The organism is Sphingomonas phyllosphaerae (genome assembly GCF_036946485.1).
In the GTDB taxonomy this organism is placed as follows: domain Bacteria; phylum Pseudomonadota; class Alphaproteobacteria; order Sphingomonadales; family Sphingomonadaceae; genus Sphingomonas; species Sphingomonas phyllosphaerae_E.
Window position 1 is genome coordinate 965,900 of sequence record NZ_JAQIJA010000001.1, and the last position, 25,816, is coordinate 991,715.

At 68.2% G+C, this 25,816-nt stretch carries 30 protein-coding genes and 1 pseudogene; 10 read left to right on the top strand and 21 right to left on the bottom strand.

Annotated elements, in window-relative coordinates:
* Window positions 1-458: 458 nt before the first annotated feature.
* The gene (locus PGN16_RS04715) at window positions 459-704 is read right to left on the bottom strand and encodes a hypothetical protein (protein ID WP_037489251.1); all 246 of its coding nucleotides are present in this window, start codon (window positions 702-704) and stop codon (window positions 459-461) included.
* Window positions 705-779: 75 nt separating this feature from the next.
* Window positions 780-1,538, bottom strand: coding sequence for a metallophosphoesterase family protein (locus PGN16_RS04720; RefSeq protein ID WP_335308238.1), 759 nt, complete (start codon window positions 1,536-1,538; stop codon window positions 780-782).
* 166 nt (window positions 1,539-1,704) lie between these two features.
* On the opposite strand from PGN16_RS04720, the gene galU reads away from it, so the two are divergent.
* Window positions 1,705-2,574 (top strand): UTP--glucose-1-phosphate uridylyltransferase GalU, encoded by an 870-nt coding sequence (gene galU / locus PGN16_RS04725; RefSeq protein ID WP_028965926.1) that lies wholly within the window; start codon window positions 1,705-1,707, stop codon window positions 2,572-2,574.
* 3 nt (window positions 2,575-2,577) lie between these two features.
* On the opposite strand, the gene PGN16_RS04730 is transcribed toward galU, so the two are convergent.
* From PGN16_RS04730 to PGN16_RS04760, 7 genes are read right to left on the bottom strand one after another with little or no spacing between them, the layout of a single operon-like run.
* A complete protein-coding gene (locus PGN16_RS04730; RefSeq protein WP_335308239.1) occupies window positions 2,578-3,342 on the bottom strand; it encodes a HesA/MoeB/ThiF family protein in 765 nt (254 codons plus the stop codon).
* Entirely contained in the window at window positions 3,339-3,701 is a 363-nt protein-coding gene (locus PGN16_RS04735; RefSeq protein ID WP_335308240.1) for a hypothetical protein, read from the bottom strand. Before PGN16_RS04735 ends, PGN16_RS04730 begins: the two co-directional genes overlap by 4 nt.
* A complete protein-coding gene (gene dut, locus PGN16_RS04740; RefSeq protein WP_335308241.1) occupies window positions 3,698-4,147 on the bottom strand; it encodes a dUTP diphosphatase in 450 nt (149 codons plus the stop codon). Before dut ends, PGN16_RS04735 begins: the two co-directional genes overlap by 4 nt.
* Window positions 4,137-5,315 (bottom strand): bifunctional phosphopantothenoylcysteine decarboxylase/phosphopantothenate--cysteine ligase CoaBC, encoded by a 1,179-nt coding sequence (coaBC, locus tag PGN16_RS04745; protein ID WP_335308242.1) that lies wholly within the window; start codon window positions 5,313-5,315, stop codon window positions 4,137-4,139. Before coaBC ends, dut begins: the two co-directional genes overlap by 11 nt.
* Window positions 5,312-6,358: a hypothetical protein gene (locus PGN16_RS04750; protein WP_335308243.1), complete on the bottom strand. Its 1,047-nt coding sequence runs from the start codon at window positions 6,356-6,358 to the stop codon at window positions 5,312-5,314. The genes coaBC and PGN16_RS04750 overlap by 4 nt, the downstream gene beginning before the upstream one ends.
* Window positions 6,352-7,890 (bottom strand): 2-polyprenylphenol 6-hydroxylase, encoded by a 1,539-nt coding sequence (gene ubiB / locus PGN16_RS04755; RefSeq protein ID WP_335308244.1) that lies wholly within the window; start codon window positions 7,888-7,890, stop codon window positions 6,352-6,354. The genes PGN16_RS04750 and ubiB overlap by 7 nt, the downstream gene beginning before the upstream one ends.
* Complete coding sequence (locus tag PGN16_RS04760) at window positions 7,887-8,618, bottom strand: class I SAM-dependent methyltransferase (protein WP_335308245.1); 732 nt, start codon at window positions 8,616-8,618, stop codon at window positions 7,887-7,889. Before PGN16_RS04760 ends, ubiB begins: the two co-directional genes overlap by 4 nt.
* Before the next feature lie 46 nt (window positions 8,619-8,664).
* On the opposite strand from PGN16_RS04760, the gene mutM reads away from it, so the two are divergent.
* From mutM to dnaA, 3 genes are all read left to right on the top strand, one after another.
* Window positions 8,665-9,480 (top strand): bifunctional DNA-formamidopyrimidine glycosylase/DNA-(apurinic or apyrimidinic site) lyase, encoded by an 816-nt coding sequence (gene mutM, locus PGN16_RS04765; RefSeq protein WP_335308246.1) that lies wholly within the window; start codon window positions 8,665-8,667, stop codon window positions 9,478-9,480.
* 97 nt (window positions 9,481-9,577) lie between these two features.
* Window positions 9,578-9,841, top strand: coding sequence for a 30S ribosomal protein S20 (gene rpsT, locus PGN16_RS04770; RefSeq protein ID WP_335308247.1), 264 nt, complete (start codon window positions 9,578-9,580; stop codon window positions 9,839-9,841).
* A gap of 424 nt (window positions 9,842-10,265) precedes the next feature.
* Window positions 10,266-11,666 carry a chromosomal replication initiator protein DnaA gene (gene dnaA / locus PGN16_RS04775; RefSeq protein WP_335308388.1) on the top strand — a complete coding sequence of 467 codons (1,401 nt, stop codon included), beginning with the start codon at window positions 10,266-10,268 and terminating at the stop codon, window positions 11,664-11,666.
* 166 nt (window positions 11,667-11,832) lie between these two features.
* Here the strand turns inward: dnaA and PGN16_RS04780 are convergent, their stop codons facing one another.
* The 4 genes from PGN16_RS04780 to secB all read right to left on the bottom strand — a co-directional run bounded on the left by PGN16_RS04780 (window position 11,833) and on the right by secB (window position 15,401).
* A complete protein-coding gene (locus tag PGN16_RS04780; protein WP_335308248.1) occupies window positions 11,833-12,117 on the bottom strand; it encodes a PspC domain-containing protein in 285 nt (94 codons plus the stop codon).
* A 150-nt stretch (window positions 12,118-12,267) separates the two neighbouring features.
* A complete protein-coding gene (trpS, locus tag PGN16_RS04785) occupies window positions 12,268-13,275 on the bottom strand; it encodes a tryptophan--tRNA ligase (protein ID WP_335308389.1) in 1,008 nt (335 codons plus the stop codon).
* 8 nt (window positions 13,276-13,283) lie between these two features.
* A complete protein-coding gene (murJ, locus tag PGN16_RS04790; protein WP_335308249.1) occupies window positions 13,284-14,870 on the bottom strand; it encodes a murein biosynthesis integral membrane protein MurJ in 1,587 nt (528 codons plus the stop codon).
* Between the two features lie 27 nt (window positions 14,871-14,897).
* Window positions 14,898-15,401: a protein-export chaperone SecB gene (gene secB / locus PGN16_RS04795; protein WP_335308250.1), complete on the bottom strand. Its 504-nt coding sequence runs from the start codon at window positions 15,399-15,401 to the stop codon at window positions 14,898-14,900.
* Between the two features lie 191 nt (window positions 15,402-15,592).
* Here secB and PGN16_RS04800 point away from each other — a divergent pair.
* From PGN16_RS04800 to PGN16_RS04810, 3 genes and pseudogenes are all read left to right on the top strand, one after another.
* Window positions 15,593-16,238, top strand: a pseudogene (locus tag PGN16_RS04800) (Tim44/TimA family putative adaptor protein).
* A 68-nt stretch (window positions 16,239-16,306) separates the two neighbouring features.
* A complete protein-coding gene (mltA, locus tag PGN16_RS04805) occupies window positions 16,307-17,563 on the top strand; it encodes a murein transglycosylase A (protein ID WP_335308390.1) in 1,257 nt (418 codons plus the stop codon).
* Window positions 17,538-18,071: a Smr/MutS family protein gene (locus PGN16_RS04810; protein ID WP_335308251.1), complete on the top strand. Its 534-nt coding sequence runs from the start codon at window positions 17,538-17,540 to the stop codon at window positions 18,069-18,071. The genes mltA and PGN16_RS04810 overlap by 26 nt, the downstream gene beginning before the upstream one ends.
* Here the strand turns inward: PGN16_RS04810 and dapE are convergent.
* Window positions 18,054-19,187, bottom strand: a complete 1,134-nt coding sequence (gene dapE, locus PGN16_RS04815) for a succinyl-diaminopimelate desuccinylase (protein ID WP_335308252.1) — start codon at window positions 19,185-19,187, stop codon at window positions 18,054-18,056. The genes PGN16_RS04810 and dapE overlap by 18 nt on opposite strands.
* Window positions 19,188-19,201: 14 nt before the next feature.
* Here dapE and PGN16_RS04820 point away from each other — a divergent pair, with 14 nt between their 5' ends.
* Entirely contained in the window at window positions 19,202-19,633 is a 432-nt protein-coding gene (locus PGN16_RS04820) for a cupin domain-containing protein (protein WP_335308253.1), read from the top strand.
* A gap of 2 nt (window positions 19,634-19,635) precedes the next feature.
* Here the strand turns inward: PGN16_RS04820 and PGN16_RS04825 are convergent, their stop codons facing one another.
* On the bottom strand, window positions 19,636-20,298 hold the full coding sequence (locus tag PGN16_RS04825; protein ID WP_335308254.1) for a glutathione S-transferase family protein: 663 nt from the start codon (window positions 20,296-20,298) through the stop codon (window positions 19,636-19,638).
* A gap of 149 nt (window positions 20,299-20,447) precedes the next feature.
* On the opposite strand from PGN16_RS04825, the gene PGN16_RS04830 reads away from it, so the two are divergent.
* Entirely contained in the window at window positions 20,448-20,615 is a 168-nt protein-coding gene (locus tag PGN16_RS04830; RefSeq protein WP_335308255.1) for a hypothetical protein, read from the top strand.
* Window positions 20,616-20,726: 111 nt separating this feature from the next.
* On the opposite strand, the gene yihA is transcribed toward PGN16_RS04830, so the two are convergent.
* From yihA to PGN16_RS04860, 6 genes are all read right to left on the bottom strand, one after another.
* Window positions 20,727-21,377, bottom strand: a complete 651-nt coding sequence (yihA, locus tag PGN16_RS04835; RefSeq protein WP_335308256.1) for a ribosome biogenesis GTP-binding protein YihA/YsxC — start codon at window positions 21,375-21,377, stop codon at window positions 20,727-20,729.
* Window positions 21,374-23,077 carry a membrane protein insertase YidC gene (gene yidC / locus PGN16_RS04840; protein ID WP_335308257.1) on the bottom strand — a complete coding sequence of 568 codons (1,704 nt, stop codon included), beginning with the start codon at window positions 23,075-23,077 and terminating at the stop codon, window positions 21,374-21,376. Before yidC ends, yihA begins: the two co-directional genes overlap by 4 nt.
* Window positions 23,078-23,095: 18 nt before the next feature.
* Complete coding sequence (gene yidD / locus PGN16_RS04845) at window positions 23,096-23,308, bottom strand: membrane protein insertion efficiency factor YidD (protein ID WP_184032497.1); 213 nt, start codon at window positions 23,306-23,308, stop codon at window positions 23,096-23,098.
* On the bottom strand, window positions 23,305-23,658 hold the full coding sequence (rnpA, locus tag PGN16_RS04850; RefSeq protein ID WP_335308258.1) for a ribonuclease P protein component: 354 nt from the start codon (window positions 23,656-23,658) through the stop codon (window positions 23,305-23,307). The genes yidD and rnpA overlap by 4 nt, the downstream gene beginning before the upstream one ends.
* A gap of 47 nt (window positions 23,659-23,705) precedes the next feature.
* Complete coding sequence (rpmH, locus tag PGN16_RS04855) at window positions 23,706-23,840, bottom strand: 50S ribosomal protein L34 (RefSeq protein ID WP_028056723.1); 135 nt, start codon at window positions 23,838-23,840, stop codon at window positions 23,706-23,708.
* Between the two features lie 87 nt (window positions 23,841-23,927).
* On the bottom strand, window positions 23,928-24,203 hold the full coding sequence (locus tag PGN16_RS04860) for a hypothetical protein (RefSeq protein WP_335308259.1): 276 nt from the start codon (window positions 24,201-24,203) through the stop codon (window positions 23,928-23,930).
* A 100-nt stretch (window positions 24,204-24,303) separates the two neighbouring features.
* On the opposite strand from PGN16_RS04860, the gene PGN16_RS04865 reads away from it, so the two are divergent.
* On the top strand, window positions 24,304-25,812 hold the full coding sequence (locus PGN16_RS04865) for a YifB family Mg chelatase-like AAA ATPase (RefSeq protein ID WP_335308260.1): 1,509 nt from the start codon (window positions 24,304-24,306) through the stop codon (window positions 25,810-25,812).
* Window positions 25,813-25,816 lie beyond the last annotated feature (4 nt).

A 25,816-nucleotide genomic window follows, 5' to 3' on the forward strand; every position in this document is an offset into this window, starting at 1 on the left:
CGACGCAATTCAGGGCGTCCTGATGCGTCACTGGGTTGCGTCGCTGCGCTCGCAACGACGTAAAGCCGATAGCGCCCAGAAGCACCCGCGCCCGCCCGGCTCGACACTCTACGACCACCGCCCAATTCGTCATCCCGGACTTGATCCGGGATCCCGCTTCTTCCTTCTTCGCTGCCGCTGAAAAGAAGCGGGGCCCCGGATCAAGGCTCTCCTGAGCCTGTCGAAGGGTCCGGGGCGACGATGAGGGGGGCGGAACCGTACAAGGGCGATCTGTCGTTCTGTAGCCCTTGGAGGGCGCATTTAACTGACACGTCTGCGGACTTGATCCGGGCCGGCTGCGTCTCTCGGGCCATCGGGCAGCCCGCAGGCTGAGCCCAAGACGACACCCACCAAGCCACAGACAAAAAAATAGCGGCCCGAAGGCCGCTATTCCTTACCCCCGAAGGAGGTAGGTCAGCTTAGTTGCTGTCCGAGCTGTCGTCTTCGTCAGCGACGACGACGATGCCGGCCACAACGGCCGCAGCCGCCAGAACCGCAACGATCACGCCACCACCGGCCAGCTCGTTCTTCTTGGCCGACGGGGCCGAAGCGCGAACCGACTTGGCGACCGACAGGCTCGCCGCCGAGTTGGCGGGCGCAGCCATCGCCGGAGCGACCGCCATCGTGGCGGCAGCAGCAGCGAGCATGTACTTCGCAATACGCATGATGAACTCCCTTTGCGTGCAGGGCATCTCATAGCTGCGCGGTTGGAAATTGCAAGCGCGGATTGCCGCGGTGCATCATGTGTTCAGGATCCATGTTTCACGATCCTCGATGCCCAGCGCGGTCAGCTTGCCCGACGCATAGGCGCCCGTATCCACGCCGATGCGGTTGGCGCGACGATCGACTTCCGGGGTGATGGTGTGCCCGTGGACGATCATCTTCGGATAAGCGCCGCGATATTCGAGGAAACTGTCGCGAATCCAACGCAGGTCGCTCGGCTTCTGCTCGTCGAGCGGGACGTCGGGCCGCACGCCGGCATGGACGAAGGCATAATCGCCCGAGACGATCATATCCTCGAAGCTTTCCAGAAAGGCACGGTGCGCGGGCGGGACCAGTTCCTCCATCCGCCCGGCGAGCTGCGGATAGTCGAGCGAATCATATTCCGCGCGCCCGACCCCATAGCTGAGCACCGTCTCCTTGCCGCCGACGCGGCAGAACATGCGCAACGCGTCCTTCGCGCCGCCCAGTGCGTGCAGGAACAACTCCTCGTGATTGCCTTTCAGGAAGCGTACCCGCGGCCGCTCCTGCGCCAAGGCCATCAAACGCGCGACCACGCCCGCCGAATCGGGACCACGATCGACCAGGTCGCCCAAGAAGATCAACGTCGTCTCGGCGGTTCCTCGCGCCGCATCGTCGGCGTCGATCATTACCAGCAACCGCTCCAGCTCGTCGCGGCACCCATGGATGTCGCCGATGGCATAGATGCGGCTGCCCGGCGCCGGCGCGAAGGCGGGTGTGGCGGCGACACGGGACGAACGAAGCAGCTTCTTGAGCATGGAGAACGCAAAGACCAGCGATGTCGGAATGGAGCGGGTGCTTAGGCCGATCGACCCGTCATCGCAAGCATGGCCCCACCTGCCGCGCGGGACGCGAACCGTTACGCTAACGAATTGCGATCCCGCCCGCCCCCCGGTAGAGAGCCGGCGCCAACAGGAGGACCGAATGACCATCAAGCCGGTACGCAAGGCGATTTTCCCCGTGGCGGGGCTCGGCACCCGTTTCCTGCCCGCCACCAAGGCGATGCCGAAGGAAATGCTGACGGTCGTCGACAAGCCGCTGATCCAATACGCGGTCGAGGAAGCGCTGGAGGCGGGGATCGAGCAGATCATCTTCGTCACCGGCCGTGGCAAGGGCGCGCTGGAGGATCATTTCGACATCTCGTTCGAACTCGAAACGACGATGCGGGCGCGCGGCAAGAGCCTGTCGGTGATCGAGAACATCCGTCAGCAGCCCGGCTCGCCGGTCTATGTCCGCCAGCAGGAGCCGCTCGGACTCGGCCACGCGGTATGGTGTGCGCGCGACATCGTCGGCGACGAGCCGTTCGCGGTGCTGCTCCCCGACGAGCTGATGGTCGGCACGCCGAACTTCATGGCGCAGATGGTGCAGGCCTATGACAAGGTCGGCGGCAACGTGATCGGCGCGCTTGAGGTCGCTCCCGAAGAGACCGACAAATACGGCATCATCTCGCCGGGCGCGCGCGACGGTGCGCTGACCGAGGTGACCGCCCTGGTCGAGAAGCCCGCCAAGGGCAGCGCCCCGTCGAACCTGATGATCCCGGGCCGCTACATCCTCCAGCCCGAGGTGATGAAGATTCTCGACGCGAAGGAAAAGGGCGCCGGCGGCGAAATCCAGCTGACCGACGCGATGGCCAAGCTGATCGGGCAGCAGCCGTTCCACGGATTCACGTTCAACGGCGAGCGGTTCGACTGCGGCGACAAGACCGGCTTCGTCACCGCCAATCTCGCGCTAGCGATGGCGCGTGGCGACATCGGTCCGGCGGTGCGCGCCTTCGCGGAAGCGCGGCTCGGCTGATCCTTACCCGCGTGTCGCGCCGCACGCGCGGCACGCGGGATCGGGCGGCAGCGCCAGCGTGCGGAAACGCAGCGACAGAAAGTCGAGCAGCATCAGTCGCCCGGCGCTGTCGTCGCCGAACGGCGCGATCTGGCGGATCGCCTCCAGTGCGGCCATGCTGCCGACGATCCCGGTCACCGGGCCGAGCACGCCTTCCTCGGCGCAGGTCAGCGCATCGCGCGCCGGTGCGTCGCCGACGAAGCATCGGTAGCAGGGCTTGTCCGCCTCCCAGCCGCGATAGACGCCGAGCTGCCCCTCGAATCGCCCCACGGCCGCCGACACCAGCGGAATGCGCCGCGCCAGCGCCGCGTCGGCCACCAGCAACCTTGTGTCGAAATTGTCGCAGCCGTCGACGATCACCGAAGGTGACTCTTCCAGCAACGCGCCGACGTTCGCCGCATCGACCCGGGCAACGACTGCGCGCGCGCTGACGTGCGGATTGAGCCGCGCGACCGCTTCCGCCGCCAGTTCGGCTTTCGGACGGCCGACATCGGCGGTCGTGAACAAGGTCTGGCGCTGAAGATTGCTGAGATCGACCCGATCGTCGTCGACGATCGTCAGCCGACCGATACCCGCCGCCGCGAGATACTGGATCACCGGCGACCCGATCCCACCCGCGCCGATCACCAGCACATGCGCGCGCGCAAGGCGCAGCTGCCCGCTGCCCCCGATCTCCTGCAGCACGATATGCCGCGCGTAACGGGTGAGTTCGTCGGGGCCGAGCGTCACGGCGGCGTCAGCGCGACGGTCGTGACGTACCAGGTGTCGGTAGCGATCGGCCGCGTCTTGTCGCGCGCGGCGCGCAGCACGATCCCGGCGGCGAACTGCTCGACCGAGGGGCACCCGATCGCGCGCGGAACGATCCGCCGCACCTGCCCGGCCTGGGTGACGAGCACGACCAGATCGAGCATCCGTTCTTCGGACGAAAGCACGCAACGCTCCGCCGCCACCTCGCGACGGACGAAGTCCGTAAGCTGCGCTGGCGGCGCGGCGGCGAGGCCGAGCTGCAAGCGCGGCAGCGGTGCCCAATCGGTCGGCGGATTGAGCGACGGCGCCTGTCCGAGCAGCAGGAGCGCGGCGAGTATCATCGTCCGGTCGACCCGAACCCGCCGCTTCCGCGATCGGTTTCGTCGAGCGTTTCGACCTCGATCATCGCAGCCGCGGTGACCACGGCCGGAACGAGTTGCGCGATTCGTTCGCCGCGTCGCACTTCGAAAGGTTCGGTGCCAAGATTGGCAAGGATCACCTTGATTTCGCCGCGATAATCCGCGTCGATCGTGCCCGGTGTGTTGAGACAGGTGACGCCGTGTCTCAGCGCGAGCCCCGACCGCGGTCGCACCTGCACCTCGAAACCCGTCGGGATCGCGATCGCAAACCCGGTCGCGACCGCAGCCCTCGCGCCGGGGTCCAGCGTCACATCCTCCGCCGCGACCACGTCCATGCCTGCCGCACCGGTCGTGGCGTAGGCGGGAAGCGGCAACCCCTCGCCATGCGGCAAGCGGCGCAGCGCCATCCTGATCGGTTCAGAGCGCATCGGCAATCCTGTCGGCAAGTCGTTCAGCTACGGCGATTTTTGGAAGGTGCTCCCAACTTTCGATGCCGTCGGCGGTGACGAGGTGGACGGTGTTGGACTCGCCACCCATGACATCGCCGGATACGTCGTTGGCGACGATCCAGTCGGCACCCTTGCGCCGCCGCTTGGCCTGCGCATGGTCGAGCACCTGCTCGGTTTCGGCCGCGAACCCGATCAGCAATCGCGGCCGACGCGGATCATGCGCCAGCGTGGCGAGAATGTCCACGTTGCGCGCGAGCCGCAGCGGGGCGGGCGCGTCGTCGCCTTTCTTGAGCTTCTGCGCGGCAACGTCCTCCGCGCGCCAGTCGGCGACCGCGGCCACCATCACCGCCGCGTCGGCGGGAAGCGCTTCCTCCACCGCCCTTGCCATTTCCGACGCTGTTTCAACATCAAAGCGCGCGACGTTCGCAGGCGTAGGCAGGTCGACGGGGCCGGCGATCAGCGTGACGCGCGCACCGCGCCGCGCCAAGGCCGCCGCAATCGCAAAGCCCTGTTTGCCTGACGAGCGGTTGGCGATGTAGCGCACCGGGTCGATCGGCTCATGCGTCGGCCCGGCGGTGACGACGACATGGCGTCCCTCGAGCGAGCGTAGCGCCGGGGCGAGCGCCGCGGTGATTCTCGCGACGATCGCCGGTATTTCCGGCAGACGGCCCGGGCCGAACTCGCCGCACGCCATCGCGCCCTCGTCGGGGTCGATCACCGTCACGCCGTCGCTGCGCAGTTGCGCGACGTTGCGCTGCGTCGCCGGATGCAGCCACATGCGGACGTTCATCGCCGGTGCGACCAGCACCGGCTTGTCGGTGGCGAGCAGCAACGTGGTCGCGAGATCGTCGGCGAGCCCCGCGGCCATCCGTGCGATCAGATCGGCGGTCGCGGGACAGACGACGACCAGATCGGCCTCGCGGCTCAACCGGATGTGGCCCATCTCGGCCTCGTCCTTCAGGTCCCACAACGTGGTGTGAATCTTGTTCTCGCTGAGCGCCGCCAGCGTCATCGCGGTGACGAAATGCGCGCCGCCATCGGTCAACACGCAGCGCACCTCATGGCCCGCGCCGCGCAGTGCCCTGATCAGCTCGCACGCCTTGTAAGCGGCGATCCCGCCACCGACGATCAACAGGATTCGGCTCATCGCGTTACTCTCGTCACCGTTATGCGTCGCCGGTCGAGCGCGGCCCGCCCCAGCGTGGCGAGCGCGGCGGGGGCGAGCGCCAGACCGGGGGCGACCAGCGCGATCGCCAGTGTCGCCGACCGCCACCCTAGCACGCCATCGAGGGCGACGCCCGTGATCAACAGGGCGAGCACGCGCAGCCCGAGTGGATCGGCCACGGTCGCCCAGCCGAAGCCGGCGAGCACCAGCAACGGCGCCGCGATCGCCGCCGGCACATCGGGGAAGGCCGCGCCGATCAGCCGCGCCAGCGCGCCACCGGGCACCAGCGGCACCGCCGGTGGCGGTGTCGTGCCGAGCGTATGAAGATGCAGCACGAAGGCGAGCGCCGCAACGCCGAACCCGCCTAGCCACAGCAGCGGTTCGCGCCGATCGCCGTCGAGCAGCGCGATCGCGCCCATGGCGGCGAGCGTCACCAGCGCCGCCGGGTCGATCAGCGCCGCCGCGCTCGCCACCGCCACCGCGCTGGTCACCCGTCCGCGCGCCCGCGTCACCAACGCGATCGCGGAGAGCAACGCCGCCGCAGCAGCATGCGGCGCGGCCAGCCACAAGGCGGCCGTCGCGACGATCCCGAAGCCGAGCAGGCTGACAATCAACAGCGCCCCCGCGCTGCGCGCCAGCAACGCGCCCAGCCGCAACCCGCCGATCCACAGCAACATCGTCAGCCCAGAAGCGGCCAGTACCGTCAGCATCCAGACCGGTTGTGCCGCCGCCACCACCGCGAGCGTCGACGGCAGCGCGCGTGCCGCGCGGGCATCGGGCTCGGTGCGGAGCAGATCGCGCGCCGCATCATAATAGTCACCGCCGTGCCGCAGCGTGGCGACGATCGCATCATGCAGGAATTCAGGCGGCGTGCCCGCGCTGGGAAGGAACAGTGCCGCAGCGAGCACCGTCACCAGCAGCCCCGCCAGCGTCGCGCGCGCCGGGACGCGCCCGATCCCGACCAGCCGGTCGGGGGTCACCAGCCAGCGCGCGGCCGATCCGGGTCGCCCCGGCGCGGCTACCATCCGCCCGCCAGCATCATGCCCACGACACCCGCCAGCACGCCCAGTGTACCGACCAGCGCGTAGCGCCACCCGCCACCGACGCGGACGCGCTCGATCTCGCGCAATGGCGGGCGCGGCGGGGCGCCGCCGGGGGCGGGGAAGCGCGCCTCGATCCGCCGCACCAGCTCGGGCAGCCGCGCGAGCGTCCGCACATCCGCGACCAACCGGTCGGCGATCGCCGCCTCCGGCCCCAGCTCGGTGCGGATCCAGTCCTCGACCAGCGGCGCGGCGGTCACCCAGAGGTTGATGTCGGGGTCGAGCCCGGTGGCGACCCCCTCGACCATCACCATCGTCTTCTGAAGCAGCAACAGGTGCGGCTGCGTCACCATGTCGAAGTCGCGGGTGATCCCGAACAGCCCGTCGAGCATCATCCCGATCGACATGTCCTTGACCGGCAGCCCGCGCATCGGCTCGCCGACCGCGCGCAAGGCGGTCGCGAATTCCTCGACGCTGTGGTGCGAGGGGACATATTGCGCCTCGAAATGAATCTCGGCGACGCGTCGGTAATTGCCCGTGATCAGGCCATAAAGGATCTCGGCGAGCCAGACGCGCGCGCGCCGATCGATCCGCCCCATGATCCCGAAGTCGATCGCGGCGACGCAATTGCCCTGCAGTGCGAACAGATTGCCCTGGTGCATGTCGGCATGGAAGAAACCGTCGGCGATCGCCTGCCGCAGAAAAGCGTGGACTAGCACGCGTGCCAGCTCGGGCAGGTCATAGCCCGCCTCGACCAGCGCCTTGCGGTTCGACAGCTTGATGCCGTCGATCCACTCGATCGTTAGCACCTTGCCGGTGGTGCGCGCCCAGTCGACCGCGGGAACGAAGAAGTTGGGCTCCGAGGTCATCGTCTCGGCCAGCTCCGACGCCGACGCCGCCTCGCGCGTGAAATTCAGCTCGCGCGCGGTCCAGCGTTTGAACGTCTCGATGACGAGGCGTGGCTGGAGCCGGGCGATCTCGCCGCCCATCGGTTCGATCTGCGCCGCGGCCCATTCGTAGGTCTCGATCGCGCGCGCGAAATCTTCCTCGACGCCGGGGCGCAGCACCTTGACCGCGACGCGCCGCCCGTCGGTGGTGACCGCACGGTGCACCTGCGCGATCGACGCCGCGCCGACCGGCACTTCCTCGATCTCGCTGAACAGCGACTCCAGCGGCCGCCCGAAGCTGCCGCGCATCGTCTGCGCGATCGTCGCGAACGGGACCGGCGGCACCGCGTCCTGCAACCGCAGCAGATCGGCGGCCGCCGCCTCGCCGACCAGATCGGGGCGGGTGGCGAGCGTCTGGCCGAACTTGATCGCGGCCGGCCCCAGCGCCTCGAACGCATCGGCGTAGCGCGGCACCTCGGGTACGCGCGCGCCAAGCCGCGCCACGCGCAGCAGCCGGCGCAGCCGCGGCGGCGTGTTGAGATCGCGCTCCAGCCCGCGCAGCGCGCCATGGCGCGCCAACGTCCGGCCCCATTTCAGGAGCCGCCAGGTGTGGACGAGCGAGGAGGTCAAATCTTCCAGCCGCTATGGATCGCGACCAGCCCACCCATGATCGGCTCGACCTTCGTCTGGACGAATCCGGCGTCGCCCACCATCCGCTCGAACGTCGGCATGTCCGGGAAGCGGCGGATCGACTCGATCAGATAGCGATAGCTGTCGGCGTCGTTGGCCAGCAGCTGCCCCAGCTTCGGCACCAGATGATGCGAATAGGCGTCGTAGACCTCGGCAAAGCCCGGCCAGACGTTGGTCGAGAATTCGAGGCAGAAGAACCGCCCGCCGCGTCGCAGCACGCGATGCGCCTCGCGCAATGCCTTCGGGATGTCGGTCACGTTCCGAATGCCGAATGCGATCGTGTAGGCGTCGAAGAACCGGTCCGGAAAGGTCAGCGTCTCGGCATTGGCCTCGGTCCACACCAGCCCGTCGATCCCGCGTTGCTGCGCGCGGCCGATCCCGACCTCCAGCATCTCCGGGTTGATGTCCGCGACCGTCACCGACGCGCCGCTTTCGGCCAGCCGGAAGGCGATGTCGCCGGTGCCGCCGGCCATGTCGAGGATCTGCTCGCCCGCACGCGGCTTCACGCGCCGCACGAAGCGGTCCTTCCACAGCCGGTGCATACCGCCGGACATGGCGTCGTTCATCAGGTCGTAGCGGCTGGCGACATTGGAGAAGACCCCGCGCACGCGGGCGGTCTTTTCGGTCGGGGTGACGTCTTCGTAGCCGAAGGAGACGGTTTCGCTCATGCGCGCCGCTCTAGCCGCCATGACAGCGAGCGGCTAGAGGGCAGACATGCCGGAATTGCCAGAGGTTGAAACCACCGTGCGGGGCCTGCGCCCGGTGCTGGACGGGCAGGTGCTGAGCCGTGTCGAGCCGCGTCGCGACAATCTGCGCCGCGCCTTTCCCGCCGATCTGCGTCAGCGGCTGACCGGCGCGCGGGTCACCGGGCTGCGACGGCGCGCCAAATATGGCGTGATCGACACCGATCGCGACGACTCGCTGATCTTCCATCTCGGCATGTCGGGACGGTGGCGCGTCGATCCGACCGAGTTGTTGCCGCACGACCATCTCGTGCTCGCGACCGAGGCGGGGCGCGTGCTGGCGCTCAACGATCCGCGGCGCTTCGGCTCGGTCGATCTGGTGCCGACCGCCGAGGTCGCGGACTTTCCGGCGTTCCGCCTGCTCGGCCCGGAGCCGCTTGGCGCGGATTTCACGCCCGAGCATCTGCGGCTTGCGCTGGCCGGGCGGCGCCTGTCGATCAAGCTCGCGCTGCTCGACCAGCGGATCGTCGCCGGGCTCGGCAACATCTATGTCTGCGAGGCGTTGTACGACGCGCGCATCGATCCGCATACGCCCGCTGGGTCGCTCGACGCGCCGGCGCTCGCGCGATTGGTCCCCGCCGTGCAACTGGTGCTGGAGGCGGCGATCGACGCGGGCGGATCGACGCTGCGCGACTATGCGCGGCCGGACGGCGAGCTTGGCTATTTCTCGAAGCAATTCGCGGTGTACGGTCGGGCCGGCGCGCCGTGCGCGTGTGGCGGTACGGTGGAGCGTTACGCCGAGGGCGGACGCTCCACCTTCTGGTGTCCGCGCTGCCAGCGGAGTTGACGCTGACGCGAGCGCGGGCTATGGGCCGCGCCTTACGAGGGTGCAGGGCTTACCCAGCGCCTTTTTCCATCGATTCGAAACTTATCAGAGGACGTTCATGGCGAACACGCCGCAAGCCAAGAAGCGCATCCGCCGCAACCAGCGCCGGGCCGAAATCAACGGTGCCCGTGTCGGTCGCATCCGTACCTTCGTGAAGAAGGTCGAGGCCGCGCTGGCAGCGGGTGACAAGGCCGCGGCGACCACCGCTCTGGCAGCGGCGCAGCCGGAGATGCAGCGCGGCGTGGCGAAGGGCGTCCTTCACCGCAACACCGCGTCGCGCAAGTTCTCGCGCCTGACCAAGCGGGTTGCCGCGCTGGCGTAACGCCTGCGTTTCATCGCGTATCGGAACGCCCGTCGGGACCATCCCGGCGGGCGTTTTTGCGTGTGCGCTCATCCGGCGTTGGAACAAACAGGCACTGTCTGGAAACGCTTGGAATCCCCGCGATTCGCGGACGTTGCACAAAGATGATCAGCCAGAAAACCGCGCGAGATCATGTACTTATGAGAAATATGACGCATTTGTGCCGCTGACGGCGAGTCAATCCGCTTTATTTCGGAATCGTACCCGTTCGCGGGCTTGATCGACTCACCCGCCTGTTCCTAATCCTCTCGAACCGCGCCGCCGTCCGTGCAGCGTGGCACAAGGACAATGTTCGGATGCCAACGCGCTAGGGGCCGCGGGCAGGGGGACGTTTGACTTTTTGGACGATGGCTCCGCGAAACCGGTGTTCGCGGCGACGGGAGAGATGTGCGTGACGCAGTCGGGTGGGATGGACGAAGGGTTGAGCGAGCTGGCGCGGGCATGGGCCCGGGTCCGCGCCAACCTGCGTCGTTCCGCCGGCGCGCGCGTGTTCGACCAGTGGCTCGCACCGATCGCGCTGGCTGAGGACGAGGACACGGTCGACGTTCGTCTGACGCTGCCGTCGGCATTTGCGACCAACTGGGTGAAGAGCCACTACGCCGATCGCCTGCTCCATGAATTCCGGGCGGTGTTGCCGGGCGTGCGCAGCGTCATGATCGACACGGTGGCGCGTGCGGCAGCGCCCGTGGTGCTGGCGGCACCGGCGGTCGTCGCGACCCCGGCCCCCGCCGCTGCTCCGGTAGCGGGCGCGGCGGCGGTCGAGCGGCCGGCGCTCGATCCGCGGCTGACCTTCGATCGTTTCGTGGTCGACGCGTCGAACATGGTCGCGCTCAACGCCGCACAGGCGCTGGCAGCGCCCGGTGAGGTGCGCTTCAGCCCACTGTTCCTTCATGGCGGCACCGGCCAGGGCAAGACCCACCTGATGAACGCGATCGCGCATCGCTTCCTCGCGGATCATCCGCAGGCGCGCGTGATGCTGATGTCGGCCGAGCGCTTCATGTTCGAATTCGTCGCGGCGATGCGCGCGCGCGATACGTTCGCGTTCAAGGCGAAGCTGCGCGGCTGCGACCTGCTGTTGATCGACGATCTGCAGTTCATCGCCGGCAAGGACGTGACGCAGGACGAATTCTTCCACACCGTCAACGAGATCATGGCGGCGGGCAAGCGGTTGGTAATCGCCGCCGACCGTGCGCCGCAGGCGCTCGACGGGATCGAGCCCCGCATCCTCGGCCGTCTTGGTTCGGGGCTGGTCGTCGACATCCGCCCGTCGTCCGCCGAGCTGCGCCGCGCCGTGCTCGCGCGGCGGGTTGCCGAGATGCCGGACGTTCGCGTCCCCGCCGAGGTGCTCGACTTGCTGGCCGAGCGGATCACGTCGAGCATCCGCGAGCTGGAGGGCGCGCTGACCCGCGTCACGGCCTATGCGATGCTGACCGGGCAGCCGATCGATCTCGCCTTCGCGACGCAGACGCTCGGCGACATGCTGCGCGGCCATCAACGCCGCGTCACGATCGACCAGATCCAGAAGCTGGTGTGCGAGCATTTCGAGTTGAAGCCGCTCGACCTGCTTTCGGCGCGCCGCGCGCGGGCGGTGGCGCGGCCGCGCCAGATCGCGATGTACCTCGCCAAGCGCCTAACGACCCGGTCGCTGCCCGAGATCGGCCGCAAGTTCGGTGGGCGCGATCACTCGACGGTGATCCATGCGGTGCGCCGGATCGAGGAACTCCGCGACAGCGATCGCGACGTCGATCAGGCGGTCCATGTGCTGCTGGGCCAGCTGGAAGCCTGACGCAGCTCGTCAGTCCGGGCTTGATCCGGAAACTTCATTCCGAGCGTAGCGAAGCAATCCAGGGCGTCTTGTTCGGGCTCTGGGTTGCTTCGCTATTCTCGCAAGGACGGAAGAACAATCCAGCGGTTGTCACCGCGTCTTCGGCGACGCCGCAGCAGCCGGGCGATCAGGCCGCCTTCCGATATTCCTCGTCCTCAACCTCGTTCGCCGCTGCCGCTGGCACCTCGGTCGCGGTCGCACGGGCGCGATTGGGGAAGAGCAACCGGCTGACCAGCACCAGCACGCCGAGCGCGGCATAGGTCAACAGCACCTTCTCGAGCGAGAAGAGCAACGCCACGGCAAAGCCGAGCCGCAACCACAGCGGGTTGAAGCCGAAATCCTCACCCAGCGCGGCGCAGATGCCGAACAAATTGTCGCGGGGGGCGGCGGGGGCAGTGATGGTATCGGTCATGTCTCGCTCCGTTGTTGCGGAACGATTTGCAAGGCCGATGCCAAATTCGAAAAGGCGCTGATTTTCGGGCTTTTCTGCCCGACCGACTATCGCGCCTTGGCGGAAAACCCCGATTGTTGGCGCGCAACATGGTGTCACGCGCCAATCGCGTCAGACCAATAGCCCCATCGCCTCCTGAGCGCGGCGCAGCGTAGGGGCGGCCAACGCCGCTGCCCGTTCCGCGCCGTTCCGCAGGATCGCGTCGATCGCACCACGATCGTTCAACAGGCGCAGCATCTCGTTACGGATCGGCCCGAGCTTGGCGACCGCCAGATCGGCGAGGTCGGGCTTGAATTGTCCGAAGCCCTTTCCGGCATAGTCCGCCAGCACCGCGTCCGGGGTACGATCCGCCAATGCCGCGAAGATCGTGAGCAAGTTGCGCGCCTCCGGCCGCCCTTCCAGCTCGGCGAGGCTCGCGGGAAGCAGGTCGGGGTCGGTCTTGGCCTTGCGGAATTTGTCGGCGATCACCTCGTCGCTGTCGACCAGCTTCACCACCGACTGTTCGGACGGGTTCGACTTGGACATCTTCGCGCCCGCATCGCGCAGCGACATGATCCGCGGCGCGGCCTTGCTGACCAGCGGTTCGGGCAGCGTGAACAGCTCGACCCCGAAGTCGGTGTTGAACTTGGTCGCGATGTCGCGGGTTAGCTCCAGATGCTGCTTCTGGTCCTCGCCGACCGGTACGTGCGTGGAGTTGTAGAGCAGCACATCGGCCGCCATCAGCACGGGATAATCGTACAGCCCGACAGAGGCGCCCTCGCGGTTCTTGCCCGCCTTGTCCTTGAACTGCGTCATGCGGTTCAGCCAGCCGACCCGCGCGACGTTGTTGAGCAGCCATGCCAGCTCGGCATGGGCGGGCACGCGCGCCTGGTTGAACACGATCGAGCGCGCCGGGTCGATCCCCGCCGCGATCAGCGTCGCGGTCATCTCGACGGTGTTGGCGGTCATCTCGGCGGGCGCGATGAACTCGGTCAGGCCGTGGAGGTCGGCGATGAAGTACATCGTCTCGCCGCCGGACGCCTGGATGTCGTCCTGCATCGCCACCCACTGCTTCACCGCGCCCAGATAATTGCCGAGGTGGAGGTTGCCGGTCGGCTTGATACCGGAAAGGACGCGCATGTTGGTCATCAGGTGGAGGCTCTGCGACGAAGAAGGGTTTTCAGATCGGCGAGGCGATACGCGCCGGTGACGACGCACGCCAGCGCATAAATGGCGACGCCCGCGCCGACGAGGACGGTGAGCGCCACGCCGCGCATGATGAAGCTGCCGGTCAGATAGGGCGCGACGAGCGGCGCCACCAGCAGCAGCGCCCCGCCCATCAGCAATGCCGCAAGCGCAAGGCGCGGAACCTTGCGCTTTACCTGCGGATCGAGCGCAAAATGCCCGCGGCGCACCAACACCACATAGAGCGACACGACGTTGATCGTGGAGGCGAGCGCGGTGGCGAGCGGCGGCCCGATTTGCCCCAGCTCCCAATGGGCGAGGGTCGGGATGAGGATCAGATTGCCGATGAGGTTGATCGCCACCGAATACAGCGCGAGCCGCACCGGCGTCCTCGTGTCGGCGCGCGCGTAGAAGCCGGGCGTGAGGACCTTGACCAGCACATAGCTCGGCAGTCCCAAAGAAAACGCTGACAACGCCTGTCCTGCGCGCACGGCATCATCGGCACTGAACGCGCCATGCTGGAAAAGTCCGCGAATGATCGCCTCGCCGGCAAAGACGAAGGCGGCGGTCGCTGGCAGTGTGAGGAACAGCGCCAGTTCCAGTCCGCGGTTCTGCGTCTCCATCGCCTCGACGTCGCGCCCGCTGCTCAACAGGCGCGAAATCACCGGCAGCAGCACGGTGCCCAAGCCGATGCCGATCAGCCCGAGCGGGAGTTGGTTGAGCCGATCGGCATAATAGATTGCCGAGATCGACCCGGCTGACAGGAACTTGCCCGCCAGCGCCGTGGAGATCGCAAGGTTGATTTGCGCGGCGCCGGCCCCGGTCGCCGCCGGCACGATCAGGCGCAGCATCTGCCGGACGTCATCGTCGATCCGCGGCATCCGCAACCGCAGGCTGACACCGGCCTGCCGACACGCCCACCACAGCCAGGCGAGTTGCAGCGCGCCCCCGACCGTCACCGACATCGCCTGTACGCGCGCCGTTTCGTAAGGATCGTGGCCATGGAAGAACACCAGTCCCCCGACCATCGCGATGTTAAGCAGGATCGGCGCCGCCGCATTGACCCAGAAGCGGTTCAGGGAGTTCAGGATGCCGCCAAGCAACGACACCAGTGAGATCAGCATCAGGTACGGAATGGTGAAACGCGACAGCTGAACGGCGAAGGCAAACTGCTCGGCCGTGGGATGCTGGCGCTGAAATCCGCCCGACAAGGCAAACGTCAGCGGCCACGCTGCCGCAAGCAGCAGCGCCGTCATCACCAGCAAAACCGGAAAAAGCAGCGCCAGCGCGCGTTCGGCGAAGTCGATCCCCGCCGCCGTCCCACCGCCTTCCTCGACCTTGCGATTGAACAGCGGGATGAAGGCGGCGGAGAACGCACCCTCTGCGAAGAGGGCGCGGAACATATTGGGCAGTCGGAAGGCGACGAGAAACGCGTCCGACGCGAAATTGGCCCCGACATAGCCGGCTTGAAGCTGGTCGCGTCCCAGCGCCAGCACGCGGCTGACCAGCGTGAGCCCGCCGATCGAGCCCAAGGCGCGGGCGAGGTTCATCCGCCGATCCTCACCCGCTCGCGCGGCTTACGCCTGGCCTGCGTCTTCGGCACCGAACGACACGCCCTGCGCCTGCGCCTGCTGCAGGAACAAAGCGTTGAAATCGATCGGCTCCAGCAGCAGCGGCGGGAAGCCGCCGTCGCGGATCGCATCGGCGACGACGCGGCGTGCGAACGGGAACAGCAGGCGCGGACCTTCGCCCAGCAGGAACGGTTGGACATGTTCCGCCGGCACGTTGCGCAGCCCGAACAGCCCGCCATAGGACAGTTCGGCGATGAACGCGGTCTTGCCGCCGGTGGTGGCGCGCACCTCGATCTTCAGCGTCACTTCATGGACTTCGTCGGCGACCTGCGCCGCGCCGATGTCGAACTGCACGTTGATCTCGGGCGCCTGCGGCTCCTGATAGATCGCCGGGGCGTTCGGGTTTTCGAACGACAGATCCTTCACATATTGCGAGATCAGCCCCGCGGCCGGCGCCGTGTCGGCACCGTTGGCCAGCGGTTCGCCACCGGCATTGTTGAATTCGTCCATCGTCCTACCCCTATCGTCAGGCCAGGCGCGCGCCGGTGCGGCGCCGCGCGGGAAAGTGTCGGGCGGTTAGCAGCGCCCCGCGATGGTGACAATCGTGGATGCGGGTCCGGGTGGATACAATGCCGGGGTTGGGCGATTTGATGTTCGGTGCCCACGCGCCTATGTACGCACACCAGCTTACTGGAGTTGCCGTGTTCTACGTTGTCCTGCTCGCTATGGTCGCCGGCTTTCTGGCGCTGCGACTCTATTCGGTTCTGGGCAAGCGCTCCGGCCATGAACAGCCGCTGCCCAAGCCCGCCGAGGAGCGGGTGGCATCGGTGGCGGTGCCGCGCGCGATCGAGCCCGCCGCCGAAATGCGCGAGCCCGCGACGCGGCCCTTCGATGCCGTGTCCGAGCCCGGGCTGCGTGCGATCGTCTCCGCCGAGCCGCAGTTCGACGTTACGCGGTTTCTGGAAGGCGCGAAGTCGGCCTATCGCATGATCCTCGAGGCGTTCTGGCGCGGGGGACGAGGCGGCGCTGCGCGATCTGGTAAGCGACGACGTCCATGCCGCTTTCGCCGAGGCGATCGAGACCCGCAACGCACAGGGGCAGGTGCTCGACAACCGGCTGATCGCGATCGAGCGCGCGACGATCGTGTCGGCGGGCGTCGCGAACGGTGAAGCGCGCGTCGCGGTGCGCTTCGATGCCGACATCGCCGCAGTGACGCGCGATGCCGACGGCAACGTCGTCGCGGGTTCGACCAGCGATGCGGTGCAGACCCACGACGTCTGGACGTTCGTTCGCACCGTCCGCGCGTCCGACCCGAACTGGATCCTCGCCGACACCGACGAAGCCTGAGCCGAAAACGATAAGGGGGTAGGGGGTTGCGGAGCAAAGCGACGCTCGCGGTGGCGGGCGCCCTTCTGATGGCCGGCTGCGTCGGGCCGGGCGGACGTTCGGTGCCGCCATCACCGGCCGCGCGCCCGGTAGCGGCGCGGCCGGTGCCGACGACTCTGCCTTCCCGGCCGCTGCCGGTGCGCCAGCCGGTCGCATCGGTGCCGCTGCCTCCAATCGCCGCCAATGTCGTACCGGGTGCCACCAGCGCGGCGATGGCGGGGCTCACCCCGGCGATCGATCTGGTAACTGTTCCGCTCGATCCCGCACAGGCGAGCGCTGCGCTCGCCGCATTCCGCATCTCGTGCCCCAGCCTCGTGCGCCGCACCGACACGTCGGGGATGACGATCGGCAGCGACTGGCAGGCCGCCTGCACCGAAGCGGCGCGCACCGATCCGTCCGCCGCGGCGGCATTCTTCCAACGCTGGTTCGAGGCGGTGCAGGTCGGCGACGGGCGTGCCTTCGCCACCGGCTATTACATTCCCGAAATCGCCGGCTCGCGCCGGCCGCGCGCCGGCTATGCGCCGATCTACGGGCGACCCAACGACCTGATCGAGGTCGACCTCGGCGCTTTCTCGCCGACCTGGACCGGCAAGAAGATCCGCGGGCGCGTCGACGGCATGGCGCTGGTCCCGTATTTCGACCGCACCGCGATCGAGGAGGGGGCGCTCAACGGCCGTGCACCGATCCTCGGCTATGCCGCCGATCCGGTCGAGCTGTTCTTCCTGCAGGTGCAGGGCTCGGGCTTCATCCGTCTCGACGAGGGCGGCGTGTTGCGCATCGGCTATGACACGCAGAACGGGCGCGATTACACCGGCATCGGCGCGCTGATGAAAAGCCGCGGGCTGCTCGGCCCCGGCCAGTCGTCGATGCAGGGGATCGTCGCGTGGCTCCACGCGCATCCCGACGAGGGCCGCGCGATCATGCGCGAGAACAAGAGCTACGTCTTCTTCCGCGAACTGACCGGCGCCCCGCAAGGCGCGCTCGGCCTTCCGGTCAGTGGTGGTGCGACCGTTGCCGCCGACCCGAAGTTCGTGCCGCTCGGCGCGCCGGTGCTCCTGTCGATGGACCGCACCGACGCCAATGGCATCTGGATCGCGCAGGACACCGGCGGCGCGATCAAGGGCAGCAACCGCTTCGACACCTTCTGGGGCGCGGGCGAGGAAGCGCGCGCGATCGCCGGCGGGATGAGTGCGCGCGGCACCGCCTTCGTACTGCTGCCGCGCGGCAGCTATGCGCGCTGGCGGGCAGGGCAGGCGGCGAGTGGCGGCGCGACGCCTCGGCCCTGACGAGGAGGCGCTGTGGGCGCGGGTGCGCGCGACCGTGCGCGCCATGCCGGGGCGCAAGGTCGCCGCACCGTCGCCCGAGCGGCTTCCGCTGCCCGCACCGATGAAGGGGATGACGGCGCCGAGCCTTCCCACGCCTCCTCCGTCGCACGCACGCCGCGAACCCGGGCACACGCTCGACGGTGGTTGGGACCGGCGGCTCGCGGGCGGGGTCGTGGCCCCGGACCGGACGATCGACCTGCACGGCCATACGCTGGCCAGCGCTCATGCGGCCTTGGAGATGGGATTGGGGCAGGCGGTCTCGCGCGGCGACCGCGTGATCCTGCTCGTCACCGGCAAGCCGCCGCGCCCCGAAAGCCAGCGCCCGCACGCGCGCGGTGCCATCCGCGCCGCGATCCCCGACTGGCTGCGCTTGTCCGCCTATGCCGGCGCGATCGCCGCCGTGCGCGGCGCGCACCCCCGCCACGGCGGGGCAGGGGCGCTCTATGTGGTGCTACGCCGCCGGCGCTGAAAAGGCGCGCTGGATGATTCGTTCGTAGATCGTGGTCAGTTGTTCGAGGTCGGCGATCGACACGGCTTCGTCGGCCTTGTGCATCGTCGCGTTGAGCAGCCCGAACTCGACCACCGGACAGAGCGCCCGCAGGAAGCGCGCGTCGGAGGTGCCGCCGGTGGTCGACAACTCCGGCGTCCGCCCGGTCACCTCGAGCACCGCCGCCGACACCATTGCCGACAGCGTACCGGGCTCGGTCAGGAACGCCTCGCCTGAAATCCGCGGCGTGACGATCGCCTCGGGCGCATGGCGGCGCGCGATCGCCGCGACCCGCTCGGCCAGCTCCTGCCCGCGCTGGAGATCGTTGAAGCGGATACTGATCCGCGCCGTCGCGCGTGCCGGGATGACGTTGGTCGCCGGATTGCCGACCGTGACATCGGTGATCTCGAGATTCGACGGCTGGAACCAGTCGCTTCCGTCGTCCAGCACCAAGGCGTCCAGCTCGGCGAGGATCGCCACCAGCCGCGGGATCGGATTGTCGGCGAGATGCGGGTAGGCGACATGCCCCTGCCGGCCCGGCACTTCGATCCAGATGTTGATCGATCCGCGCCGCCCGATCTTCACCATGTCGCCCAGCGCCGCGACCGACGTCGGCTCTCCCACCACGCACAGGTCGGGCAGCACGCCACGCTCGCGCATCCGCTCGATCAGCGAGACGGTGCCGAAGGTCGCCGGACCTTCCTCGTCGCCGGTGATGATGAGCGTCAGCCGCCCCGCGTCGACGGGTATGCGCGCCGCCGCAGCGATGAACGCCGCGACCGCGCCCTTCATATCGACCGCACCGCGCCCGACCAGCAAACCGTCCCGCAATTGCGGCGTAAAGGCGTCAGCGCGCCATCCGTCACCCGGCGGCACGACATCGACATGGCCGGCAAAGGCGAGATGCGGACCGCTCGTGCCGCGCGTGGCGAGTAGATTTTCGACCGGTCCGTCTGGGGTCTCGCCACTGACCCGCCGCTCGACCGCGAAGCCGAGCGGCACCAGCGCTGCCTCCAGCACGTCGAACACCGGCCCCCGCGCCGGGGTGACGCTTTCGGCACCGATCAACAGGCTGGCGAGTTGAACGACATCGATCAACAGGAGGGCTCCCTATGCCGAAACTGGACATCGCCGCCGTGCCGCCGGCCGTTGGCAGCGACTATCCGCCGCCATTCGCCGCCGCGGCATCTGGCCGGCTGGTGCGCGATCTGGCGGCGGCGGGGGGACTCGAGGATTTCGTCGCCACGCATGTCACCATCCCGCCCGGCGGCTGGTCGTCGCAGCGGCATTGGCACGAGGGCGAGGACGAGATCGTCGTCGTGCTGTCCGGCACCGCGACGCTGGTCGACGACGACGGCGCGCATCCGATGCACGCCGGGGAGGTCGCGGTGTTCCGCAAGGGTGACGGCAACGCGCATCACCTTCGCAACGACGGCGATGCGCCGTGCGTGCTGTTCGCGGTCAGCCTGCCCGAACGCTCGCCCGTTCACTATCCCGATATCGCGATGCGCTGGTCGCCCGACACCGGCTACGCAAGCGACTGACATCAGGTGACGGGCTGTTCGAACTTCTCGATCACCCATTCCTCTTCCTGCGCACCCGCGATCCAGTCCTGCATGAACGGATGCTGGAGCACCGCCATCACATAGGCGGCGGCGAAGCGCGGGGTCGGAAGCGAGTAGGTCGCGATCCGCGTGCAGACCGGCGCGAACATGATGTCCGCCGCGCCGAATTCCCCGAACAGGAACTCGCCGCCGCTGCCGAAGCGCGCGCGCGCCTGCGCCCACAACTCGAAGATCCGCGTCAGGTCCGCCCGCACGTCGTCGTCGGGAGTCATCGGGGGATAGACCTGCCGGACGTTCATCGTATGCTTGCGGCGCAGCGCGGCGAAGCTGGAGTGCATCTCCGCCGCCATCGACCGCGCCATCGCGCGCGCCGCCTCGTCTGCCGGCCAGAACAGGTCGCGCCCGACCTTATCGGCGAGATAGTCGACGATCGCCAGACTGTCCCACACCACGGCGTCGCCATCCCACAGGATCGGCACCTTGCCCGACGACGGCGCGAATTCGTCACCCTCGCGACGGCGATCCCATTCGTCGTCGTAGAGCGGGACGACCACTTCCTCGAAGGTGATCCCGGATTGCCGGCACGCGAGCCAGCCGCGCAGCGACCAGGAGGAATAGGCCTTGTTGCCGATGATGAGCTTCATGCGCCCCGGAGTAGGGGGCAAAGCCGCGCAGGGCAACGCCGCACCGGATTTTGGCGACCGCCGTGTTAACCGCCCTCGTCCATCGGCTGTCAGTCACCCGTCGGTACAACGGCTTCCAAGAGAAGGATCGTCAACGAAGGAGCATTGTCATGGTCAGCTTTTCCCCGACCGACGCGGCGCTGAGCGCCACCACGCCCGCGTTCGTCCAGGCGCCGACCTTCGTGTTTGCGGCGAACGCGCCGGCCCCGACCCGCTCGGAAGTGCTCCGTCAACAGATCGAAGCCGCCCGCACCGCCCGCCGCGCCTCGATCTGGTAAGAAGCCGCCACCACCCTGTCGTCGCCCCGGACTTGATCCGGGGCGCCGCTTATCCTTGCTGGTCGCAATAGCGGGATCCCGGATCAAGTCCGGGATGACGGTAGGGAAGGCTCAGCCGATCGCCTCGACAACGGCGGCGCGCAGTTCGGCAATCCCCATGCCGCCCTCGCTGGAGGTGACGATAATCCCCGGATGCGCGGCGGCACGCTTGCGCGCCTCCGCCTCGGTCGCGGCGACGGTCATCGCCAGATCGCTGGCCTTCACCTTGTCGGCCTTGGTCATCACCAGTCGGTAACTGACGGCAGCGCGATCGAGCATCTCGAGGATCTCGCGGTCGACGTCCTTGATCCCGTGGCGGCTGTCGATCAGCACCAGTGCGCGCTTCAGCACCTGCCGCCCACGCAGATAGTCGTTCACCAGGAACCGCCACTTCTTGACGATGTCCTTGGGCGCCTTCGCGAACCCATAGCCCGGCATGTCGACCAGCCGGAACGCGAGCGGATCACCGACGTCGAAGAAGTTCAGCTCCTGCGTCCGTCCGGGCGTCACCGAAGTACGCGCCAGCGCCTTGCGCCCGGTCAGCGCGTTGAGCAGCGACGACTTGCCGACGTTCGACCGCCCCGCGAACGCCACCTCCGGCACCTCGTCCGCCGGCAGGAAGTTCAGCGCAGGCGCCGACTTCAGGAACTCGATCGGCCCGGCGAAGCGCTTGCGCGCCGCCTCGATCGCCTCCTCGTCGAAACTGGGATTGATGTCGGTCACTTGGCGGGTGCGTTCTTCAGCTGCGGATGGCGGCTGTAGAGCCACTTCTGCTGCAGGATCGAGATGCAGTTGGTGGTGATCCAGTAGATCTGCAGCCCGACCGCGAACGGCGCCATCACGAACATCAGCACCCACGGCAGGATCGCGAACACCTGCTGCTGCGCCGGGTCCATCTGCGTCGGGTTGAGGCGGAACTGGAAGAACATCGAAATGCCCAGCAGCACCGGCACCACGCCGATCGCGAGGAAGTGCGGCAGCGTGATCGGAATATAGCCGAACAGGTTCAGGATCGTGGCGGGATCGGGTGCGGACAGATCCTTGATCCACAGTGCGAAATGCTGGTGACGCATCTCGATCGTCAGCATCAGCGCCTTGTAGAGCGCATAAAAGATCGGAATTTGGATCAGCGACGGGACGCAGCCGGCGAGCGGGTTGACCTTCTCCGACTTGTACAGCGCCATGATCTCCTGCTGCTGACGCTGCTTGTCGTCCTTGAAGCGCTCCTGGATCGCCTTCATCTTCGGCTGGAGCGCGCGCATCGCCGCCATGCTCGCGAACTGGCGCTGCGCGATCGGGAAGACCAGCAGGCGGATCGTCAGCGTCAGGATGATGATCGCGACGCCGAAATTGCCGACGATGTGGAACAGCCAGTCGAGATAATAGAAGATCGGCTTCTCGACCAAGCGGAACCAGCCCCAGTCGATCGCATAGTCGAGCTTCGTCACCGCGCCGGTGTCGGTGTAGCGGTCGAGCAGCTTCACTTCCTTGGCGCCCGCGAACAGCTTGGCGGTCTGCGTCAGCTGGCGACCCGGCGGCAGCAGCTGCGGCGCGGTGGTGAAATCAGCCTGATAGGCGTGGTTCGCCCCGGCACGGAACTGCCCGTCGAACGCGCGGCCCTGATCGGGGACGAGCGCCGCCAGCCAATATTTGTCGGTGAAGCCCAGCCAGCCGCCGGTCGTCGTGAAGCGCGTCGGCTCCTTGTCGACGTCCTTGAAGTTCGGATTGTAATGCGCCGCGCCGTTGTTGACCGACATCGGCCCGGTGTGGATCGTCCAGCTGTCCGGGTCCTTGGAGACGCCGACGCGGCTGACGAGGCCGTAGGCGGCGACCGGCACCGCCGCGCCGCCGCCATTGGCGACGGTCTGCTTGACGGTGAACAGATAATCGTTGTCGACCGCGATCTCGATCGCGAAGCGCTGCCCCTGCGGGTTGCTGGCGGTCAGCGTCACCGGCTTGCCCGGGGTCAGCACCGGGGACGAGGCGGTCCACACCGCGTCAGACGCGGGCGGGGTCAGCCCGTCGGCGCGCCAGCCGAAGCCGGCGAAATAGGCATCCTGCGTGCCCGCGGGCGAGAACAGCCGGATAGGCGGCGAATCCTTCGCGACCGATACCTTGTAGCGGGTCAGCACCAGATCATCGATCCGCGCGCCCTTCAGGTTGATCGAGCCCTTCAGCGCGGGCGTGTCGATCCGGACGCGCGGGCTTTCCGCCAGCACCACCTGGCGATCGCGGATCGCGACGGGCGAATCGGCGGTCGGGTCCGCGGCGGGATTGGGCAGCGGCTTGTTCTTGCCATCGACCATCTTGGTGGCGGGCGGGTTCGCCGTCGGGAAGACGCGGCTCTGGATCAGCGGCCATCCGAACAGGATCAGCGCCGCGATCACCGCGAACAGCACGAAGTTCTTGCTCTCGTCCTTCACCAGCGTCCCACGCTTTCCTTATGGCACCGGATCGTGCCCGTGCCCGCCCCAGGGATGGCACCGCGCAATCCGGCGTATTGCCAGCCAACTACCTTTGCCCGCGCCATAGCGGCGAAGCGCCTCGATTGCATAGGCTGAACATGACGGCTGAAACCGGCACGAGGGCGGCAGCAGGACCGACGGCCCCAGCTGCCACCCGCGCGCGAGCAGGATCAGCACGCGTGCGATCACCGCTTTGGCCGAGACCGGTTGCCGCCCGGCGAGACGCTGCGGCTCTTCGCCAGCGCCTTGGCCAGATGCGCGCGCAAGTCCGCATAGTCGGAAGTGAGCGCCGCCTCGCGCCCGATCAGCACGTGATCGGCGCCGGGCCAGCCATGTTCGGGCAGGATCTCGCGCGCCAGCGCGCGGAAGCGCCGCTTGATGCGATTGCGCACCACCGCATTGCCGACCTTCTTGGTGACGGTGATGCCGATCCGCATCGACCCGTCCTCGTCGCCACGCGGGTGCACCAGAAGCACGAAGCCGGGCATCGGCACCCGACGCCCGGCGTTCGCGGCCAGATAATCCGGCCGTCTGGTCATCCGCCCGACCGCGGCCGAAGCCACGGGCGGGCGGGGATCGGTCGTGCTTACGCCGACAGCTTCTTGCGACCGCGCGCGCGACGCGCCCGGATCACCGCCCGGCCGCCGACCGTGGCCATCCGCGCGCGGAAGCCGTGACGGCGGGCGCGCACCAGATTGCTCGGCTGAAAGGTCCGCTTCATCGTTCATGTCCCGAAATCGAATGTCGAAGGGCCGCCCAAGCGGACGGCCCGAAAGAAGGACGCCGTTAGGGGAGGCTGCCGCCAAAGTCAACGCGCCGCCGCACGATCGCGCGCGCGCCGCCGCAAGGCGCTGCGCCGACGAAGCGCCACATCCACCATCGCGCCGATTCGCGGCCAGCGGCGCTTGGCGCGGGCGAACCACAGCCGGCTGCGCGGCGAGTTGCGCAGGATCAGCACCAGCCCGGCCGCCATCGGGAACACGCCGCCCGGCCCCGGCAACGGCGCGATCACCGCCGCGAGTAACAGCAACAGCCCGCCGAGCAGCAATTGCGCATATCGCAGGGCCGGATGGCGGCGGGTCATGATGGGGCATGTGGCGCGGGTGTGTTGTAGTTGCAAGGCACTGCGGGGCCATTTCGCCGCGCCGCAAAGCCGCTATGAGGCGCGCGGGGACGGGGGGAACATGGTCGCGATCGTATCGACGGTAGCCTATCTGGGGCTGGAGGCGCGCAGCGTCGAGGTGCAGGTGCAGCTCATCCCCGGGCTGCCCGCCTTCAACGTCGTGGGGCTGGCCGACAAGGCGGTCGGCGAAAGCCGCGAGCGGGTGCGCGGCGCGATCGCGGCGATGGGCTTGTCGTTGCCTCCCAAACGGATCGCGGTGAACCTGTCGCCCGCCGATCTGCCCAAGGAAGGCTCGCATTTCGACCTGCCGATCGCGCTCGGGCTGCTCGCCGCGATGGGCGTGGTCGATGCCGAGGCGTTGGCCGACTATGTGGTCGTCGGCGAACTGGGTCTCGACGGGCGGCTTGCGCCGTCGCCGGGCGTCCTGCTCGCCGCGCTCCACGCCGCCGAGACGGGCAGGGGGCTGATCTGCCCCGCCGCGCAGGGCAGCGAGGCCGCATGGAGCGGCGGCATCGAGGTGATTGCCGCCCCCGATCTGCTCGCGCTGCTCAACCATCTGAAAGGTCACGGCCTGCTCGCCCTGCCGCAGCCCGGCGACGTGCAGGAGACGCGCACCGGCCCCGACCTGCGCCAAGTGAAGGGGCAGGAGGTCGCCAAGCGCGCCTTGGAAATCGCCGCGGCCGGCGCACACAATTTGCTGTTCGTCGGGCCGCCGGGCGCGGGCAAGTCGCTGATGGCGGCGTGCCTGCCCGGCATCCTGCCCCCGCTCGACCCGGCCGAGGCGCTGGAAGTGTCGATGGTCCAGTCGGTCGCCGGCACGCTGCCGGGCGGCACGCTGACCCGCACCCGCCCGTTCCGCGCGCCGCATCACTCCGCCAGCATGGCGGCGCTGACCGGCGGCGGGCTGAAGGTGAAGCCCGGCGAGGTCAGCCTCGCACACCACGGCGTGCTGTTCCTCGACGAGCTGCCCGAGTTCCAGCGCGCGGTCCTCGACTCACTCCGCCAGCCGCTGGAAAGCGGCACCGTCAGCGTCGCGCGCGCCAATGCCCACGTCACCTATCCGGCGCGCGTCCAGTTGATCGCGGCGATGAACCCGTGCCGCTGCGGTCACCTCGGCGACGCGTCGCTGGCGTGCGCGCGCGCCCCGAAATGCGCGGCCGACTATCAGGCGAAGGTCTCCGGCCCGCTGCTCGACCGGATCGACCTGCACGTCGAGGTCGCCGCGGTCAGCGCGGTCGACCTGACCCTGCCGCCGCCCACCGAGGGCTCGGCGGAAGTCGCGGCCCGCGTGGCGACGGCGCGCGCGCTACAGGTTGCGCGACTGGCGGAGAGTGGCCTGCGCACGAACGCCGAGCTTGATGGCGAAAGCCTCGAACGCTTCGCCGCACCCGACGCCGCGGGGCGCGAATTATTGGCGCAGGCGGCGGTGGCCATGAAGCTGTCGGCGCGCGGCTACACGCGCATCCTGCGGGTCAGCCGGACGATCGCAGATCTGGCCGGTTCCGAGCTGGTTACGCGAACTCATGTCGCAGAGGCTCTGAGCTATCGACGCCGACCTCCAGCGAACTGAAGGT

What these genes read in the sequence shown, in the direction of transcription:
- PGN16_RS04715 (WP_037489251.1), bottom strand. Translation starts at nt 704, where the DNA reads ATGCGTATTGCGAAGTACATGCTCGCTGCTGCTGCCGCCACGATGGCG.
- PGN16_RS04720 (WP_335308238.1), bottom strand. Translation starts at nt 1,538, where the DNA reads ATGCTCAAGAAGCTGCTTCGTTCGTCCCGTGTCGCCGCCACACCCGCC.
- galU (WP_028965926.1), top strand. Translation starts at nt 1,705, where the DNA reads ATGACCATCAAGCCGGTACGCAAGGCGATTTTCCCCGTGGCGGGGCTC.
- PGN16_RS04735 (WP_335308240.1), bottom strand. Translation starts at nt 3,701, where the DNA reads ATGATACTCGCCGCGCTCCTGCTGCTCGGACAGGCGCCGTCGCTCAAT.
- dut (WP_335308241.1), bottom strand. Translation starts at nt 4,147, where the DNA reads ATGCGCTCTGAACCGATCAGGATGGCGCTGCGCCGCTTGCCGCATGGC.
- coaBC (WP_335308242.1), bottom strand. Translation starts at nt 5,315, where the DNA reads ATGAGCCGAATCCTGTTGATCGTCGGTGGCGGGATCGCCGCTTACAAG.
- PGN16_RS04750 (WP_335308243.1), bottom strand. Translation starts at nt 6,358, where the DNA reads ATGGTAGCCGCGCCGGGGCGACCCGGATCGGCCGCGCGCTGGCTGGTG.
- PGN16_RS04760 (WP_335308245.1), bottom strand. Translation starts at nt 8,618, where the DNA reads ATGAGCGAAACCGTCTCCTTCGGCTACGAAGACGTCACCCCGACCGAA.
- mutM (WP_335308246.1), top strand. Translation starts at nt 8,665, where the DNA reads ATGCCGGAATTGCCAGAGGTTGAAACCACCGTGCGGGGCCTGCGCCCG.
- rpsT (WP_335308247.1), top strand. Translation starts at nt 9,578, where the DNA reads ATGGCGAACACGCCGCAAGCCAAGAAGCGCATCCGCCGCAACCAGCGC.
- dnaA (WP_335308388.1), top strand. Translation starts at nt 10,266, where the DNA reads ATGTGCGTGACGCAGTCGGGTGGGATGGACGAAGGGTTGAGCGAGCTG.
- PGN16_RS04780 (WP_335308248.1), bottom strand. Translation starts at nt 12,117, where the DNA reads ATGACCGATACCATCACTGCCCCCGCCGCCCCCCGCGACAATTTGTTC.
- trpS (WP_335308389.1), bottom strand. Translation starts at nt 13,275, where the DNA reads ATGCGCGTCCTTTCCGGTATCAAGCCGACCGGCAACCTCCACCTCGGC.
- murJ (WP_335308249.1), bottom strand. Translation starts at nt 14,870, where the DNA reads ATGAACCTCGCCCGCGCCTTGGGCTCGATCGGCGGGCTCACGCTGGTC.
- secB (WP_335308250.1), bottom strand. Translation starts at nt 15,401, where the DNA reads ATGGACGAATTCAACAATGCCGGTGGCGAACCGCTGGCCAACGGTGCC.
- mltA (WP_335308390.1), top strand. Translation starts at nt 16,307, where the DNA reads ATGGCCGGCTGCGTCGGGCCGGGCGGACGTTCGGTGCCGCCATCACCG.
- PGN16_RS04820 (WP_335308253.1), top strand. Translation starts at nt 19,202, where the DNA reads ATGCCGAAACTGGACATCGCCGCCGTGCCGCCGGCCGTTGGCAGCGAC.
- PGN16_RS04825 (WP_335308254.1), bottom strand. Translation starts at nt 20,298, where the DNA reads ATGAAGCTCATCATCGGCAACAAGGCCTATTCCTCCTGGTCGCTGCGC.
- PGN16_RS04830 (WP_335308255.1), top strand. Translation starts at nt 20,448, where the DNA reads ATGGTCAGCTTTTCCCCGACCGACGCGGCGCTGAGCGCCACCACGCCC.
- rnpA (WP_335308258.1), bottom strand. Translation starts at nt 23,658, where the DNA reads ATGACCAGACGGCCGGATTATCTGGCCGCGAACGCCGGGCGTCGGGTG.
- rpmH (WP_028056723.1), bottom strand. Translation starts at nt 23,840, where the DNA reads ATGAAGCGGACCTTTCAGCCGAGCAATCTGGTGCGCGCCCGCCGTCAC.
- PGN16_RS04860 (WP_335308259.1), bottom strand. Translation starts at nt 24,203, where the DNA reads ATGACCCGCCGCCATCCGGCCCTGCGATATGCGCAATTGCTGCTCGGC.
- PGN16_RS04865 (WP_335308260.1), top strand. Translation starts at nt 24,304, where the DNA reads ATGGTCGCGATCGTATCGACGGTAGCCTATCTGGGGCTGGAGGCGCGC.